Consider the following 15549-nt stretch of genomic DNA (forward strand, 5'->3'; position numbering starts at 1 on the left):
GTCAGCTGTCCTTTCCGAGCCAGAGGCGCAGGGTACGGCGTGTGACCCCGAGGTCCTGGTGCAGCTGGTACTCGCTGGCTCCGTCTTCGACCGCGAGCAGTGCGATCGCGCGGGCCGCGGCCTTGGCGTCTTCGAGGGCCGCATTCAGCCGACCGATTTCGCGGCCGGCGTCGGTCGCTGTCGCCTCGCCGAGGAGGTATTGGGTCGCGGCCGACAGGGCAGCGTTGCGGAGGTCCTGGTCTTCGGGCTCGGGGTAGCGGGTGCCGGTGTCGTCCCAGATCGTGATGAAACGGTCGCGCTGCTCGTCGGTGAGGGTGTCAGCGGCGTCGCCGAGCCAGGCGTCGATCGCGGTGTCGTCGTTGTGCATCAGAATGCTCCTTCTCCGTAGATGCGGTCGGCTGCGGCGTCGATTTCGTCGAGGAAGCCGTCGTTGATGTTCTCGACCGAGATGATGGCGGTGGGGTAGACGAGGTACTCGCCGAGTTCAGCGTCGACCGCGGCGTTTCCGCTCATCTGGCCTTCGAGTTCGATGAGGTTCCATTCGCCGGCGCCGAAGGGGATCGCGGCCTGTACGAGGTACTCGGCGAGTTCTTCGCGGGAGCCGCAGACCGAGATACCTTCGCGGGAGTCGCGCTCCTCGTCACCTCCCCAGGGTCGGCTGATCTGGTTGTCGGCGACGAGGAGGTCGGCGGCTTCGTAGCCTGCCTCTTGGATTCGGAACCAGCTGCTCATGCATACGAGTATACACATTATGGATACTGGTGTACATACTTGACGGTGAATCACCCGAACGGACTACTCGTGCGACACTTCTCCGCATGCTCGTCACTCTGTACGGCGGACCGCACGACGGCCGCACCATCGACGCCGACCCAGACGAGACGCTACGACTGCCAGTTCTCACGCCGAGTGTCGACGGCGGGGCGCCCGATCTCGGGGACGACGCGACGTACGAGTGGCAGGGGAGGCGCGACGGAGCAGGACGACCAGTGATGGATTGGCAGCCGTAGAACCCTCCAACCGATACAATCCCTAGCAAAGAATCACAGGCAGCAACTTCGCGCTCGTGTGCGGCGCCGTGATCCTCGGCGTCCGGTTGTGCGGAGCGTCCGAGCGCACGGTGGCGGTACTGGGCGGCCTGGCGATCATCGGTTTCGTGATCCTGGTCCGCCCCACCGACAGTGTGCTGCGAGCGGCGGTGATGGGGTCGGTGGGCCTGGCTGCGGGTCTGGGCTCGCGACGGGCTCAGGCGCTCCCCGCTCTCGGGACGGCGGTGATCGTGGTGACCCTGCTGTGGCCTCAGATGGCGCTCGCTCCCGGGTTCGCGCTGTCGGTGGTCGCGACGCTCGGGCTGGTGCTGTGGTCGGTGCCGATCCGCTCGGCGCTCGTGCGTCGCGGGGTCCCCGAAGCGCCGGCGACGCTGTTGTCGATGACCCTCGCCGCACAGGTGCTCATCACGCCGTTGCTGATCGCCGTCACCGACACGGTGAACCTCCTGTCGGTTCCGGCGAATCTGCTGGCGGTGCCGGTCGTGGGCATCGCCGGACTGCTGGGCACGGCGGCGGCGGTGATCGGCGGGCTCGGACCGCGCTACGGACCGACCACCGTTCTCGCCGAACTGCTGGTGCGCGCCGCGGGTCCGCCGACGAGGTGGTTGATCGCGGTCGCCGACTGGCTGGGAGGGCCGCGGTGGTCCACGCTGACCGTGCCGGGACCGACCGCGGTCACGGTGCTGGTCCTCGGCGCCGCCGGCGTGCTGGGGTGGCGCAGCCGCGGTCGTGTCCGGGGTGTCTGGCACCATGTTCGATGTGAGCGATCGGCTGTACTTGCTACTCGGAGACGACGACTTCCTGACCGGGCGCGTCATCTCGAAGGTCTCGGCCGAGCGCAGTCGCGAGGCGGGGGTCGACGTACCGGTCACCCGCGTCCGCGCCGGTGAAGTCACCGCGCCGGAGTTGGCTGAACTGTTGAGTCCGTCGCTGTTCGCCGAGGAACGCATCGTCGTGGTGCAGTCCGCCGCGGATGCGGGCAAGGAGCCCGCGGCGCTCATCACCGCGTCCGCCAAGGCGCTGCCCGAGGGCATCACGCTGATGGTGGTGCACACCGGCGGCGGCAGGCAGAAGTCGATGGTGGGTGAACTGAAGAAGGCCGGGGTCCAGGAGTTCGCGTGCGCGGCGCCCAAGTGGCCGTCGGAGCGGATGGACTTCGTGCGCGCGGAGTTCCGCGCGCTCGGCGCCCGGGTCAGCGCCGAGGTGGTGGAACTGGTCACCGAAATGGTGGGGTCGGATCTGCGGGAGCTCTCGGCCGCCTGCCACCAGTTGGTCGCCGACACCGGCAACAAGGTCGACGCCGCCGCCGTTCGGCTCTACTACACCGGGCGTCCCGAGGTGACGGGCTTCGAGGTCGCGGACAAGGCCGTGACCGGTGACCTCGCCGGCGCGCTCGAATCGCTCGCCTGGGCCGAACACCACGGCACCGCGCGTGTTCTGCTCGCGGACGCGCTCGCGGAGGCGGTGCACGCCATCGCGCGGGTCCGGTCGATGGGCGGCGGCGACAAGTACTCCCTCGCCTCGGAGCTCGGGATGTCGCCCGGCCGGGTCGGGAAGATCCAGACCCAGGCTCGAGCCTGGGATTCGGCGTCGATCGGCGAGGCGGTGCTCGTGGTCGCCGACCTCAACGGTGCCGTCAAGGGACAGGCCGCCGATCCCGATTACGCATTGGAGCACGCGGTCGCCACTGTGGCGCGTCTGCGTCCGCGCCGGCGATAGGCGGTGTGTCTCCGCGTCGGCCACCGTCGCGCGAGATCGGGACCCGGAAGCGTGCGACGACAAACACCTCGATGACTCCGTGGCCCGTCATCGAGGTGTTTGCGAAAGCGTGATTCTGTTGTGGCCTCGCTCAGCAGAACGAAGCGGAGCGGCCCGAAGGCCGCCCGGCGTCAGAGCTTGTTGACCGCGAGAGCCATGGCCGACTTCTTGTTGGCGGCCTGGTTCTTGTGGATGACGCCCTTCGACGCAGCCTTGTCCAGCTGACGGCTGGTCGTGACGAGCAGCTCGGCGGCCTTGTCCTTGTCGCCCGAGGCGACCGTCTCGCGGAAGTTGCGGATGGCGGTACGCAGGGCCGACTTGATCGACTGGTTGCGCTGACGTGCCTTCTCGTTGGTCTTGTTCCGCTTGATCTGAGACTTGATATTAGCCACGCGATGTCCTCTTCTGGCGTCCTGTGCGGCCCTCGGCCGACTATCGTTTGTACCCATCGGCGACAGAGCGGTCCGGTCATCGGCCAGCGTCCATCGCAACAGCGGTCAACGATACCAGCGTCGCAGGAAGCGCCAAAATCGCCCGCACCCGAGGTGCGAGCGTCATCCGGCGGTCCGCACCGCTGCCTACAGTGGAAGCACTATGTCAGTCGTCTATGTCCACGTAGGTCTGCCGAAGACCGGAACCACGCACGTTCAGGATCGGCTGTGGCGCAACCGCGACCACGCCCTCGCCCGGGCCGGGCTGCTCTATCCGGGCAACCGGATCGACGACCACTTCCACGCCGCGGCCCACCTGCAGCCCGAGCGCTACCTCGACTGGGCCGATCCCGCACACGCCGGCGTGTGGCCGTCGATGGTCGCACAGATGCGGGCCTGGCGCGGCTCGTCCCTCGTCTCGCACGAGCTGTTCGCCAACGCCGGTCCGGAGCACATCCGGCGCCTGGTGGCCGACCTGAGCTTCGCAGACGAGGTGCACGCCGTGCTCACGGTGCGCGATCTGGCCAGACAGGTCCCATCGGTCTGGCAGGAGAACGTCAAGAATCAGCGACAGGCGACGCTCGACGAGTTCGTCGAGTCGATCTCCGACGACCACGCCGGCCCCGATCAGGAACCGTTCTGGGAGTTCCAGGACTACCGGCGGATCACTGCGGACTGGTCGGAGGTGGTCGGTCCCGAACGCGTTCACATCGTCACCGTTCCGGCGCCCGGAACCGCGAGCGACGGCGACGGTCTGTGGGAGCGCTTCGTCCGCGCGCTCGGCATGGATCCGGCCGACCTGCCCGCGGAGGTGCCCAGCAGCAACAAGTCACTGTCGGCGACGCAGACCGAACTGCTGCGCAGGCTCAACGGCCGGCTGCAGCCCGAGGACATCGAATGGCGCCGGTACGAGCGTCTCGTCAAAGGCGTTCTGATCGGCGACTACCTGTTCGCGACGCGCGACGGCCGGCCTGAGGGGCTGACCGGGCCGCAGGCGGCCTGGGCCGCGAGGAAGTCGGAGGAGATGGTCGCCGAACTCGTCCGGCGCGGACATCCGGTCGCCGGAACAGTTCAGGACCTTCGAGTGACCGCCACCGCGGGGGACGAGTCCGCCGCTGTCACCGACGGCGACGTCGTCGAGGCCGCGCTCGATGTGATCGCACTGTGGGCGAAGACCGGTCCGGTGCCCGACCGCAGTCCCGCGTTGACCACGCGCGCGGCTGATCTCGTGCGGCGGGTGCGGCGCCGGCTGATGCGCTGACGGGTCAGGAAGCGGACTTCGCCGGCGCATTGGGAACGTCCGGTCGACGGCAGCGGGCCGGGTGCCGCGGTGCGCTGCTCATCGTCGTTCCGCGCGCTCGGCGGCCGCGGGCAGGAGCCATGCGTCGACCGCATCGGCCGTCAGGTCGGCGACGCCGCTCCGGTCGGGTTTGAGGCTGTGATCGGCCCGCTCCACTTCGAGCACTCGCACCGGACCGCCGAACAGGTCTATCGCCTCGGCGAACTCCTGCGACGTTCCGAAGGCGTCGCTGCGGCCGTGCACGATCAGCGTCGGCACGGTGATCGCGGGGAGATGGTCGGTCCGCATGCGGTCGGGTTTCCCGGGCGGATGCAGTGGGTACGAAGTGAGCAACAGCCCGTCGAACAGATCCGGGTCCTCGGCCGCCACCATCGACGCCTGACGTCCGCCGTACGAGTGTCCGCCGACGATCAGCGGGCCGGGAGCCGCGGACCGCAGCTCGGCCACCGCCTCGCGGATGCCGTCGCGGTCTCGGGCCGCCTTCGACGGTGACGGCGGACCCTTGGGCCGGTCCTGCCGGTACGGCAGATCGATGCGCGCGACCGCCAGTCCTCGGGCGGCCAGGGCGCCGCCGACCGCCCGCAGGATCGCGGCCCGGCGGTCGGCGCCCGCTCCGTGCGCGAGGATCACCAGTCCGCGGGGTTCGTCCGGGCACGTCACGTCCGCCGCGACCGTCGCCGTCTCCACCGTGAACTCGTTGTCAGTCATCGCCTGTCCGTACCCATGATGCGTCGAGCCTAATCGGTGGTGCGGCCGCGCTGCGGGCCGTCGGGCCTGCGGCGGCCCGCCTCGCGCGGGGCGGCGGGGTGAACTGCCGGCCGGTGTCGTGCGAAACTGGAGGGTGATCTGCACCGGGCTTCACCCGGGCCCGCCGCGCAAGGAGTGAGTGAGATTCCCAGCTTCGCCGACAAGACGTTCACCGATCCCGCAAAGATCCGCAACTTCTGCATCATCGCGCACATCGACCACGGCAAGTCCACCCTCGCCGATCGGATGCTGCAGCTGACGGGCGTCGTCGAGGAACGGCAGATGCGCGCGCAGTACCTCGACCGCATGGACATCGAGCGCGAGCGCGGCATCACCATCAAGGCGCAGAACGTCCGGCTGCCGTGGAAGGTGGGCGACGAGGAGTACGTGCTGCACCTCATCGACACCCCCGGTCACGTCGACTTCACCTACGAGGTCTCCCGCGCGCTCGAAGCGTGCGAGGGTGCGATCCTGCTGGTGGACGCCGCCCAGGGGATCGAGGCGCAGACGCTGGCGAACCTGTACCTGGCGATGGAGAACGACCTCACCATCATCCCGGTGCTCAACAAGATCGACCTGCCCGCGGCCGACCCCGACCGCTACGCGGCGGAGATCGCACACATCGTCGGCTGCGAACCCGAGGAGGTGCTCCGCGTCTCCGGCAAGACCGGCGTGGGCGTGCCGGAACTGCTCGACGAGGCGGTCCGTCTGATCCCCGCCCCGGTCGGCGACCCCGATGCGCCGGCCCGGGCGATGATCTTCGACTCGGTGTACGACACCTACCGCGGTGTGGTCACGTACGTCCGCGTGGTGGACGGACGCATCGTCCCGCGCGAGAAGATCGCGATGATGTCGACCGGCGCGACGCACGAGCTGCTCGAAGTCGGCATCGTCTCGCCGGAGCCGAAGGCCAGCGCGGGTCTCGGCGTCGGCGAGGTGGGTTATCTGATCACCGGCGTCAAGGACGTCCGGCAGTCGAAGGTCGGTGACACCGTCACCACCGCTCGCAACGGCGCCGACGAGCCGCTCACCGGTTACCGCGAGCCGCGTCCGATGGTCTACTCGGGTCTGTATCCCGTCGACGGGTCCGACTACCCGGTCCTGCGCGAGGCACTCGAGAAGCTCCAGCTCAACGATGCGGCCCTGACGTACGAGCCCGAGACGTCGGTGGCGCTCGGCTTCGGTTTCCGCTGCGGCTTCCTCGGCCTGCTGCATATGGAGATCACCCGCGAGCGGCTGGAGCGGGAGTTCGACCTCAACCTGATCTCCACCGCGCCCAATGTGGTGTACCGCGTGGTGATGGACGACGGCACCGAGCACATCGTGACCAATCCGTCCGACTGGCCCACCGGCAAGACCAGCCAGATCTTCGAGCCGATGGTCAAGACCACGGTGATCGCGCCCAGTGAGTTCATCGGCGCGATCATGGAGCTGTGCCAGTCGCGCCGCGGCGAGCTCGGCGGCATGGACTACCTGTCGGAGACCCGCGTCGAACTGCGCTACACGATGCCGATGGCGGAGATCATCTTCGACTTCTTCGACTCGCTCAAGTCGCGCACCCGCGGTTACGCCAGCCTCGACTACGAGGAGTCGGGAGAGGCGCAGGCCGATCTGGTGAAGGTCGACATCCTGCTGCAGGGCGAAGCCGTCGACGCGTTCAGCGCGATCGTCCACAAGGACTCGGCGTACTCCTACGGCAACCGGATGGCGCTCAAGCTCAAGGACCTGATCCCGCGCCAGCAGTTCGAGGTGCCGATTCAGGCCGCCATCGGGTCGAAGGTCATCGCCCGCGAGAACATCCGCGCGATCCGCAAGGACGTGCTGGCCAAGTGCTACGGCGGCGACATCAGCCGCAAGCGCAAACTGCTCGAGAAGCAGAAGGAGGGCAAGAAGCGGATGAAGACGATCGGGCGGGTCGAGGTTCCGCAGGAGGCCTTCGTCGCCGCGCTGTCCACCGACGAACTCGGCGATAAGCCGAAGGGTAAGTAGTGGCGGCCACGACGTCGCCGGTTCTCGCCGACTCGCCGCTGCCGTATGGGCTTCCGGATTTCGCGTCGATCTCCGACGACGACTTCCTGCCCGCGTACGACATCGCGCTCGCCGAGCATCGCGCCGAGGTGGAGGCGATCGCGGACTCGACGCAGGCCCCGACCTTCGACAACACGGTGGCCGCGCTGGAGGCGTCGGGACGGTCGCTGGCCCGGGTGAACGGGATCTTCTTCAATCTCGAGGGGCCCGACAGCAATCCGCAGCGCGCGAAGATCGCGCAGGTCCTCGCGGTGCGCCTCACTGAGCACGCCAACGCGATCGCGCTGAACCCCGCGCTCTTCGCGCGCATCGCCGAGCTGTACGAGCGTCGCGCCGAACTCGACCTCGACGAGGCGCAGACGCGCCTGCTGGAGCAGCGGTATCGCGACGCGATCCGGTCCGGCGCGGCCCTCGACGAGGCGGGGCAGGAACAGATGCGGGAGATCTCCGCCCGACTGGCGACGCTGACCACCGACTTCGGCCAGCACCTGCTCGACGACACCAACGATTCGGCCGTGCACTTCGAGGACGCCGCGGACCTCGACGGGCTGTCGCCCTCGGAGATCGCCGCGGCTGCACGCGCTGCGGCCGACGCCGGTCGAGACGGCTACCTGGTGGCCCTCGAACTCCCGACCAGTCAGGCGACGGTCGCCAAGCTCACCGACCCCGCCGCGCGTCGCCGCGTCTTCGACGCCTCCGCGGTCCGGTGTGCCCGCGGCAACGCCCACGACACCCGGGAGTCGATCCTCGAGATCGTCCGGCTGCGCGCTCGGCGCGCGGCCCTGCTCGGCTACGCGAACCACGCCGAGTACGTGATCGCCGAAGAGACGGCACCGTCGCCGCAGTCTGTCGCCGATCTCCTGGCTCGGCTCGGCGCCGCGGCGATGAAGGCCGCCGACGATGAGCTCGCGCGCCTGGCCGCACTCGCCGGCGGTCCGCTCGGTGCGGCCGATGTGACCTACTGGCTCGCCGCCGATCAGCGGGCCCGTGCCGCCGGCTCTGCCGAGTCGATCGACATCGACGGCTTCGCGGACTACTGCGAGCTGGACACCGTCATCACCGACGGGGTCTTCGCCGCGGCCGGACGCCTCTACGGGTTGAGCTTCGCCGAGCGCGACGACCTCGCCGGCTACCATCCCGACGTCCGGGTGTGGGAGGTGAGCCGCAACGGCACCGGGATCGGGCTGTTCCTCGGCGACTACTTCGCCCGGCCGTCCAAGCGGGGCGGCGCCTGGATGAACAACATCGTCGACCAGTCCCGGCAACTCGGCACGGCGCCGATCGTGGTCAACGTCCTGAACCTCACCCGTCCCGAGCCGGGCCGTCCGTGTCTGCTCTCCCTCGACCAACTCACGACGCTGTTCCACGAGTTCGGACATGCGATCCACGGGTTGCTGTCGGCGGTCGACTACGTCTCCCAGTCCGGAACCAGCGTGCCGCGGGACTTCGTCGAATTCCCGTCGCAGGTCAACGAGATGTGGGCGCTGCACCCGGAGGTGGTGGCAGGCTACGCGCGGCACCACCTCACCGGTGAACCTGCGCCGGCCGAGCTCATCGACGCCGTCCGCGGCGCGACCGGAACCGAATCGGCGCACTCCACCGTCGAGTACCTCGCCGCCGCCGCGCTCGACCTCGCATGGCACCGGCTCGCCGAGGACGAGATCCCCGACGACGTGCTGGAGTTCGAACGCCGCGCACTCTCCGATGCCGGGCTGGCAACCGACCTGATCCCGCCCCGGTACCGCAGCACGTACTTCAACCACGTCTTCGGCGGCGGCTACTCGTCGGCGTACTACTCGTACATCTGGTCGGAGATCCTCGACGCCGAGACCGAGCAGTGGTTCCTGGCGGGCGGCGGTCTCAGACCGGAACTGGGAGCGGCGTTCGCCGAGGCGGTGCTGTCGCGCGGCGACAGCGTCGATCCGGTCGCCGCGCATGCCGCCATGATCGGCCACAGCGCCCGGATCGAACCGCTGCTGCTCCGCCGTGGGCTCGCGTAGCGCGGCGGTGCCGGGGCAGTGGCGTGACCCCCGTCGCAGGACCCCGGCGAGTAGGGTTTCAAATCAGTGTGGGCGAAACCGCGCGAGTGCGAGTGCAGATGAGGTGATCGAGCGGTGAACGGCGTTCTGTCCTGGTGGGACGGGGTCGAGGAGTGGCTCACCGGTCTGCCCTTCGTCCCGCAGCTCATCGTCACCGCCGTGGTGCTGGTGCCGTTGGCCACGCTCGTCGCGTCCGGGGTGAACTACCTGGTCGGACGACTCTTCTCGAAGCTCGGCCGCGCGGAGGCCGACGACGATCACGGATTGGGTATCTGACGCGATGTTTCGTTCCAAGGTCACGATTGCTCTGGTGGCACTGCTCGTTCTCGTGTTGCTCGCCTGGCTGATCCTCCGCTAGCACAACCTCGACGCCGCGTCACCACCCTCGCGGAGACACGAATCGCGGCGTTGAGAGCGGCCCGGCGCGGTGGTTAGGTTCTTCGGGTGAGCACGGGAACTCTTCAGCGCGCAGCCCTCAAGGCGGCATGCGTGACGGTCGCGCTGGCACTCGTCGCCGCGCTGGCCGGGTGCGGCGGCGGATCCACCGACCGTCCCGACGGCATCGACATCTCCTCGGGAAGCAGGCATCTCAACCTGGTGGCCTACGCGACCCCCAAGGTCGGCTTCGACATGGTGATTCCCGGTTTCCGCGCGACGCCGGAAGGTCACGACGTCGGCTTCTCCCAGTCGTACGGCGCGTCCGGCGATCAGTCGCGGAAGGTGGCCCGCGGTCTGCCGGCCGACGTGGTCAACTTCTCCGTGGAGCCCGACATCACCCGGCTGGTCGACGCCGGTGTCGTCGATGAGGACTGGCAGCAGCAGGCGCCGAACGATTCGATTCCCTTCGGGTCGGTGGTCGCGCTCGTCGTCCGCCAGGGCAACCCCAAGAACATCCATACGTGGGACGATCTCCTGCGGCCAGGCATCGAAGTGGTGACGCCGAACCCGGGCAGTTCCGGGTCCGCGAAGTGGAACCTGCTCGCTCCGTACGCGGCCAAGAGCGACGGCGGCCGGAACCCGCAGGCCGGGCTGGACTACGTCAGCGCCTTGGTCCGCGATCACGTGAAGGTGCTGCCGAAGTCCGGACGCGAGGCCACCTCGGCCTTCCAGCAGGGGCAGGGCGACGTCCTCATCAGCTATGAGAACGAGGCGATCATGCTGTCCCGCAAGAATGCGAGTTCGCCGCCGGCCGACCGCATCGACTACATCGTGCCCTCGGTCACCTTCAAGATCGAGAATCCGGTCGCGGTGGTCAACACGAGCACCGATCCGGTCGCCGCGCGGGCCTTCGTCAGGTACCTGTTCTCGACCCCGGGCCAGAAGCTGTGGGCCGAGGCGGGGTTCCGGCCGGTGGATCCGGACGTCGCGCGGCAGACCGCCCACCTGTTTCCCGGAGACATCCGCAAGGAGTGGACCGTCGCCGATCTCGGCGGCTGGAAGAAGGTCGACAAGCAGTTGTTCGGCAACGGCGGCGACATCAGTGAGATCTACGCGAGGGAGGCCGGACGGTGACCACCGAGCGCGTCTCTCACGAGACCCAGGACTTCGCGCCGCGCCGCGGATGGCGGCCCGACGGACCGCTCTCGCTCGGGATAACCGGGCTGTGGCTCAGCATCATCGTGCTGCTTCCGCTCGCCGCGATCGCCGCTCAGGCCTTCGACGACGGCGCGGGCGGATTCTGGGACGGCATCACCGATCCGGCGGCGCTGCAGGCGCTGGGCATCACCGTCGTGGTGTCGCTGATCGTCGGCGTCGTCAACGTGCTGTTCGGCACCGTGATCGCCTGGGTGCTGGTGCGTGACGAGTTCCCGGGCAAGGGTGTCGTCAACGCCATCATCGACCTGCCCTTCGCGCTGCCCACGATCGTCGCCAGCCTGGTGCTGCTCGCCCTCTACGGGCCCAACAGTCCCTTCGACATCCACCTGGCGGCCACCCAGCCGGGCGTCGTCCTCGCGCTGACCTTCGTGACGCTGCCCTTCGTCGTCCGGCAGGTGCAGCCGGTCCTGATGGAACTCGACACCTCGGTGGAGGAGGCGGCCGCGGTCCTGGGCGCCGGCAATCGGGTGATCTGGTCGCGAATCGTGCTGCCCGCGCTGCTGCCCGCGATCCTCAGCGGTGCCGGACTGGCGTTCACCCGCGCGATCGGCGAGTTCGGTTCGGTGGTTCTGATCGGCGGCAACATCCCGGGCAAGACGCAGGTCGCTTCGCAGTACATCCAGCAGCAGATCGAGGTCGACGAGCCGGTGAACGCGGCCGCAGTGTCCGTGGCGTTGCTGGTCATCGCCTTCGTCGTCCTGTTCCTGCTGCGTGTCGTGGCCAAGATCCAGACCCGCCGGGAGGGCTCGGAATGATCGTCTCTCGTCTCACCAGATTGACGCTGCGATCCATCGCACTGCTGTACCTGACGGTGCTGCTCGTCGTACCCGTCGGACTGATCTTCTGGCGGTCGTTCGAGCACGGGCTGGGGCAGTTCTGGGAGTGGATCACCACGCCGGCGGCCATCTCGGCGCTCCAGCTCACATTGCTCATCGTGGCGATCGTGGTGCCGCTCAACGTGATCTTCGGAGTCCTGACCGCTCTCGCCCTCGCGCGCGGCCGGTTCCGGGGCAAGGGCGTGCTGCAGGCGGTGGTCGATCTGCCGTTCGCGGTGTCGCCGGTGGTGGTCGGCGTGGCGCTGATCGCCCTGTGGGGCGCCGAGGGCTGGTTCGGCGGCATCGAGTCGCTCGGATTCCGCGTCATCTTCGGGATCCCGGGCATGGTGCTCGCCACGATCTTCGTCACCCTGCCCTTCGTCGTCCGCGAGGTGGAGCCGGTGCTGCGCGAGATCGGCACCGAGCAGGAGGAGGCCGCCGCGACGCTCGGCGCCACCGGCTGGCAGACGTTCAGCCGGATCACACTGCCCGCCGTCCGATGGGGCCTCACCTACGGTGTGGTCCTGACGATCGCCCGCGCGCTCGGCGAATTCGGCGCGGTCACGATGGTGTCGTCGAACTTCCCGGGAGTCTCGCAGACGCTGACGCTGCTGGTGAACTCGAGGTACACCGACGACTACAACGAGTACGGGGCGTACGCCGCGGCGACCCTGCTCATGATGGTCGCCATTCTCGTCCTGGTCGTGATGACGCTCATCGAGCGCCGGGCCAAGGGCAAGCTCGCGGATGCGAGCGCGGAGACGATGAAGGCCGTGTCCGAGGACCGGAACGAACACGAGGCTGCCCACGCGCCGACGGCCGTCGGCGCGGGCGAGGAGAACAACTGACATGTCCATCTCGGTGATCGGCGCCAACAAGCGCTACGGCGACTTCGCGGCCCTCGACGACGTCTCCATCGACATCCCGGAGGGATCCCTGACCTCCCTGCTCGGCCCGTCGGGATCGGGCAAGTCGACGCTCCTGCGCGCCATCGCGGGTCTGGATCGGCTCGATTCGGGAACGGTACGGATCAACGGCGTCGACGTCTCGGGTGCGTCGCCGCAGCAGCGCGACATCGGGTTCGTCTTCCAGCACTACGCCGCGTTCAAGCACCTCACCGTCCGCGACAACATCGCCTTCGGCCTGAAGATCCGCAAGCGGCCCAAGCACGAGATCAAGGCGAAGGTCGACGAGCTGCTCGACATCGTCGGACTCACCGTCTTTCAGAAGCGCTATCCGGCTCAGCTCTCGGGCGGTCAGCGTCAGCGGATGGCGTTGGCCCGCGCTCTGGCCGTTGATCCGCAGGTGCTCCTGCTCGACGAGCCCTTCGGCGCCCTCGACGCCAAAGTGCGTGAGGACCTGCGCAAATGGCTGCGTCAGCTGCACGATGAAGTGCACGTGACGACGGTCCTCGTGACGCACGACCAGCAGGAGGCGCTCGACGTCTCCGACCGGATCGCGGTGCTGAACAAGGGGCGCATCGAGCAGGTCGGCAAGCCCGACGATCTGTACGACCGGCCGGACAACGTCTTCGTCGCGTCGTTCCTCGGATCGATTTCGCGGTTGAACGGCGAACTGGTGCGTCCGCACGACATCCGGCTCGGCCGCTCGGCCGAGATGGTCTATCCGCCCGCCGAGACCGCGCTGGACACCGGCGTGATCAAGGCGCGGGTGAAGCGCGTGGTGAATCTCGGCTTCGAGACCCGCGTGGAACTGGTCTCGGCGGCGTCGGGCGAGGAGTTCGTCGCGCAGATCACGCGCGGTGACCAGAACGCCCTGCGTCTGGTGGCCGGCGAGGACATCTTCGCGCGCGCCACGAAAGTGCCGCAACTCTCGGCCGACTAGGGATTCGGTACGGCACGAAGTGCCGTAGATCGCAGGGGTTCGACCGTTCGGCGCAAAGACTTCGGACATATGGTGGCACTGAGTGTCATTGGACTATGGTGGTCGGGTCACACTGCACCACCACTCCCCGAAGGGGTCACACCATGACGCTTCCCGCCCGATCCGGACTCGACAGCCCGCTGACGCCCCTGCGATTCCTCGACCGTGCCGTCGAGGTGCATCCGGACAAGGAGGCGGCCGTCGACGGCGGTCGGCGACGCACGTACCGCGAGCTGGCGGCTGAGGCGACCCGTCTGGCCCAAGCCCTGCGTGCCTCCGGGATCGGAGAGGGCGACCGAGTGGCGTATCTGGCGACCAATTCGCTGGAGATGCTGGCCGCGCACTTCGCGGTGCCGCTCGCCGGCGGCGTGCTGGTGGCGGTCAACACTCGTCTCGCACCCGCCGAGGTCCGCTACATCTGCAATCACTCGGGAGCACGTCTGCTGGTCGGCGACGCGCCGTTCCTCGAGGCGCTCGCGGGCGTGGAATTCGAGACCGTGCGCGAGGTGGTCGAGACCCCGAGCGTCGACGGCGAGTACACCGGTGCGGGCGATCTGCGGTACGACGAGCTGACGGCACGCGGCTCCGACAACCCGATCCCGTGGGAGGTCGACGACGAGAACTCGCTGATCAGCATCAACTACACCTCGGGCACCACCGGCGAGCCCAAGGGCGTGATGTACACCCATCGCGGTGCGTACCTGGCCTCGCTGGGCAACGTGCTCACCCAGGGATTCGGCATCGACACCCGCTACCTGTGGACCCTGCCGATGTTCCACTGCAACGGCTGGTGCGGCCCCTGGTCGGTGACGGCGGTTGCGGGCACGCACGTGTGCCTGCGGGCGGTTCGCGGCGACGACATGTGGCGTCTCATCGACACCGAACTGGTGACCCAGATGAGTGGTGCGCCGACGGTGCTGACCACGCTCGCCACCGCGGGCGAGGCCCACCGGATGGACCGGCCCCTGACCATTGCGACCGCGGGGGCGCCGCCGAGTCCCACGATCATTCGCGCGATCCGCAATCTGGGGATCGAGCTCGTGCACGTCTACGGTCTCACCGAGACCTACGGCCCGTATTCGGTGTGCGAGCCCAGCGCGAGCTGGTCGTCGCTGTCGGGTGAGGAACTGGCCGTGCGCATGGCACGGCAGGGCGTCGGGATGATCACCGCCGATCGGCTCCGCGTCGTTCTCCCGGAGCCCGCCGAGGACGGGACCCTGGTGGACGTGGAGCCCGACGGTGTGATGATGGGCGAGATCGTGATGCGCGGCAATGTGGTGATGAAGGGTTACTTCGAGGATCCGGAGCGCACCGCCGAGGCCTTCGCCGGAGGCTGGTTCCACTCGGGCGATCTCGGCGTGATGCATCCCGACGGCTACGTGCAGCTCCTCGACCGGGCCAAGGACGTCATCATCTCCGGCGGTGAGAACATCTCGACCATCGAGGTGGAGCAGGCGGTAGTGAGCCATCCCGCGATCGTCGACGTCGCGGTGGTCGGCGTGCCGGACGACAAGTGGGGCGAGCGCCCGAAGGCCTACGCGGTGCGCAAGCCGGGCGAACAGCTCACCGAGGCCGAGGTGATCGCACACGTGAAGAGCCGGATCGCGGGCTACAAGGCTCCGCGCGAGGTGGAGTTCGTCGACGATCTGCCGAAGACGTCGACCGGCAAGATCCGCAAGAACGAACTCCGCGACGCCGCCTGGGGCGACTCGACCATGCGCATCCAAGGCTGACCGTTTGAGGGTTGGCTCGGGCTGGGTCTGCAGGGTTGTCGAGCAGCGCGCGAACGTAGTGAGTGTGCGTGTCGAGACGCGCGTATGTCTCGATTCGCTTCGTCACTTCGTTCCTCGCGACTCGACGGGCCTCGGGCTGGGTCTGGCAGGGTTGTCTCGGGCTGGGTCT

The 15549-nt window shown here is 68.3% G+C and carries 16 protein-coding genes; 12 read left to right on the forward strand and 4 right to left on the reverse strand.

What is annotated here, in order from left to right:
- Position 1: 1 nt before the first annotated feature.
- Both GSI01S_RS20200 and GSI01S_RS15815 read right to left on the reverse strand, forming a co-directional pair.
- Complete coding sequence (locus GSI01S_RS20200; protein ID WP_006897613.1) at positions 2-367, reverse strand: hypothetical protein; 366 nt, start codon at positions 365-367, stop codon at positions 2-4.
- On the reverse strand, positions 367-732 hold the full coding sequence (locus GSI01S_RS15815) for a hypothetical protein (RefSeq protein WP_006897614.1): 366 nt from the start codon (positions 730-732) through the stop codon (positions 367-369). The genes GSI01S_RS20200 and GSI01S_RS15815 overlap by 1 nt, the downstream gene beginning before the upstream one ends.
- 86 nt (positions 733-818) lie before the next feature.
- On the opposite strand from GSI01S_RS15815, the gene GSI01S_RS15820 reads away from it, so the two are divergent.
- The 3 genes from GSI01S_RS15820 to holA are packed head-to-tail and all read left to right on the forward strand — an operon-like array spanning position 819 to position 2768.
- Positions 819-1010, forward strand: coding sequence for a hypothetical protein (locus tag GSI01S_RS15820; RefSeq protein ID WP_039867865.1), 192 nt, complete (start codon positions 819-821; stop codon positions 1008-1010).
- A gap of 32 nt (positions 1011-1042) precedes the next feature.
- Positions 1043-1939, forward strand: coding sequence for a ComEC/Rec2 family competence protein (locus tag GSI01S_RS19875; RefSeq protein ID WP_081598138.1), 897 nt, complete (start codon positions 1043-1045; stop codon positions 1937-1939).
- Positions 1827-2768: a DNA polymerase III subunit delta gene (gene holA / locus GSI01S_RS20550; protein WP_006897617.1), complete on the forward strand. Its 942-nt coding sequence runs from the start codon at positions 1827-1829 to the stop codon at positions 2766-2768. The genes GSI01S_RS19875 and holA overlap by 113 nt, the downstream gene beginning before the upstream one ends.
- A 170-nt stretch (positions 2769-2938) precedes the next feature.
- Here the strand turns inward: holA and rpsT are convergent, their stop codons facing one another.
- Positions 2939-3199: a 30S ribosomal protein S20 gene (gene rpsT / locus GSI01S_RS15835; protein WP_006897618.1), complete on the reverse strand. Its 261-nt coding sequence runs from the start codon at positions 3197-3199 to the stop codon at positions 2939-2941.
- A 202-nt stretch (positions 3200-3401) separates the two neighbouring features.
- Here rpsT and GSI01S_RS15840 point away from each other — a divergent pair, with 202 nt between their 5' ends.
- On the forward strand, positions 3402-4499 hold the full coding sequence (locus GSI01S_RS15840) for a hypothetical protein (protein ID WP_006897619.1): 1098 nt from the start codon (positions 3402-3404) through the stop codon (positions 4497-4499).
- A 78-nt stretch (positions 4500-4577) separates the two neighbouring features.
- On the opposite strand, the gene GSI01S_RS15845 is transcribed toward GSI01S_RS15840, so the two are convergent.
- Positions 4578-5246 carry an alpha/beta hydrolase family protein gene (locus GSI01S_RS15845; protein ID WP_006897620.1) on the reverse strand — a complete coding sequence of 223 codons (669 nt, stop codon included), beginning with the start codon at positions 5244-5246 and terminating at the stop codon, positions 4578-4580.
- A gap of 138 nt (positions 5247-5384) precedes the next feature.
- On the opposite strand from GSI01S_RS15845, the gene lepA reads away from it, so the two are divergent.
- From lepA to GSI01S_RS15885, 8 genes are all read left to right on the forward strand, one after another.
- A complete protein-coding gene (gene lepA, locus GSI01S_RS15850; RefSeq protein ID WP_039867867.1) occupies positions 5385-7274 on the forward strand; it encodes a translation elongation factor 4 in 1890 nt (629 codons plus the stop codon).
- Positions 7274-9313 (forward strand): M3 family metallopeptidase, encoded by a 2040-nt coding sequence (locus GSI01S_RS15855; RefSeq protein WP_006897622.1) that lies wholly within the window; start codon positions 7274-7276, stop codon positions 9311-9313. Before lepA ends, GSI01S_RS15855 begins: the two co-directional genes overlap by 1 nt.
- Before the next feature lie 114 nt (positions 9314-9427).
- On the forward strand, positions 9428-9628 hold the full coding sequence (locus GSI01S_RS15860; protein ID WP_006897623.1) for a hypothetical protein: 201 nt from the start codon (positions 9428-9430) through the stop codon (positions 9626-9628).
- 168 nt (positions 9629-9796) lie between these two features.
- Positions 9797-10864: a sulfate ABC transporter substrate-binding protein gene (locus tag GSI01S_RS15865; protein WP_006897624.1), complete on the forward strand. Its 1068-nt coding sequence runs from the start codon at positions 9797-9799 to the stop codon at positions 10862-10864.
- Positions 10861-11703: a sulfate ABC transporter permease subunit CysT gene (gene cysT / locus GSI01S_RS15870; RefSeq protein ID WP_006897625.1), complete on the forward strand. Its 843-nt coding sequence runs from the start codon at positions 10861-10863 to the stop codon at positions 11701-11703. Before GSI01S_RS15865 ends, cysT begins: the two co-directional genes overlap by 4 nt.
- Positions 11700-12611, forward strand: a complete 912-nt coding sequence (gene cysW / locus GSI01S_RS15875) for a sulfate ABC transporter permease subunit CysW (RefSeq protein ID WP_006897626.1) — start codon at positions 11700-11702, stop codon at positions 12609-12611. The genes cysT and cysW overlap by 4 nt, the downstream gene beginning before the upstream one ends.
- 1 nt (position 12612) lies before the next feature.
- On the forward strand, positions 12613-13608 hold the full coding sequence (locus GSI01S_RS15880; protein WP_006897627.1) for a sulfate/molybdate ABC transporter ATP-binding protein: 996 nt from the start codon (positions 12613-12615) through the stop codon (positions 13606-13608).
- A 143-nt stretch (positions 13609-13751) separates the two neighbouring features.
- The gene (locus GSI01S_RS15885) at positions 13752-15380 is read left to right on the forward strand and encodes an AMP-binding protein (RefSeq protein WP_006897628.1); all 1629 of its coding nucleotides are present in this window, start codon (positions 13752-13754) and stop codon (positions 15378-15380) included.
- Positions 15381-15549 lie beyond the last annotated feature (169 nt).

This window comes from Gordonia sihwensis NBRC 108236, assembly GCF_000333035.1.
Taxonomy (GTDB): domain Bacteria; phylum Actinomycetota; class Actinomycetes; order Mycobacteriales; family Mycobacteriaceae; genus Gordonia; species Gordonia sihwensis.

What these genes read in the sequence shown, in the direction of transcription:
- GSI01S_RS20200 (WP_006897613.1), bottom strand. Translation starts at nt 367, where the DNA reads ATGCACAACGACGACACCGCGATCGACGCCTGGCTCGGCGACGCCGCT.
- GSI01S_RS15815 (WP_006897614.1), bottom strand. Translation starts at nt 732, where the DNA reads ATGAGCAGCTGGTTCCGAATCCAAGAGGCAGGCTACGAAGCCGCCGAC.
- GSI01S_RS15820 (WP_039867865.1), top strand. Translation starts at nt 819, where the DNA reads ATGCTCGTCACTCTGTACGGCGGACCGCACGACGGCCGCACCATCGAC.
- GSI01S_RS15840 (WP_006897619.1), top strand. Translation starts at nt 3,402, where the DNA reads ATGTCAGTCGTCTATGTCCACGTAGGTCTGCCGAAGACCGGAACCACG.
- GSI01S_RS15845 (WP_006897620.1), bottom strand. Translation starts at nt 5,246, where the DNA reads ATGACTGACAACGAGTTCACGGTGGAGACGGCGACGGTCGCGGCGGAC.
- cysW (WP_006897626.1), top strand. Translation starts at nt 11,700, where the DNA reads ATGATCGTCTCTCGTCTCACCAGATTGACGCTGCGATCCATCGCACTG.
- GSI01S_RS15880 (WP_006897627.1), top strand. Translation starts at nt 12,613, where the DNA reads ATGTCCATCTCGGTGATCGGCGCCAACAAGCGCTACGGCGACTTCGCG.
- GSI01S_RS15885 (WP_006897628.1), top strand. Translation starts at nt 13,752, where the DNA reads ATGACGCTTCCCGCCCGATCCGGACTCGACAGCCCGCTGACGCCCCTG.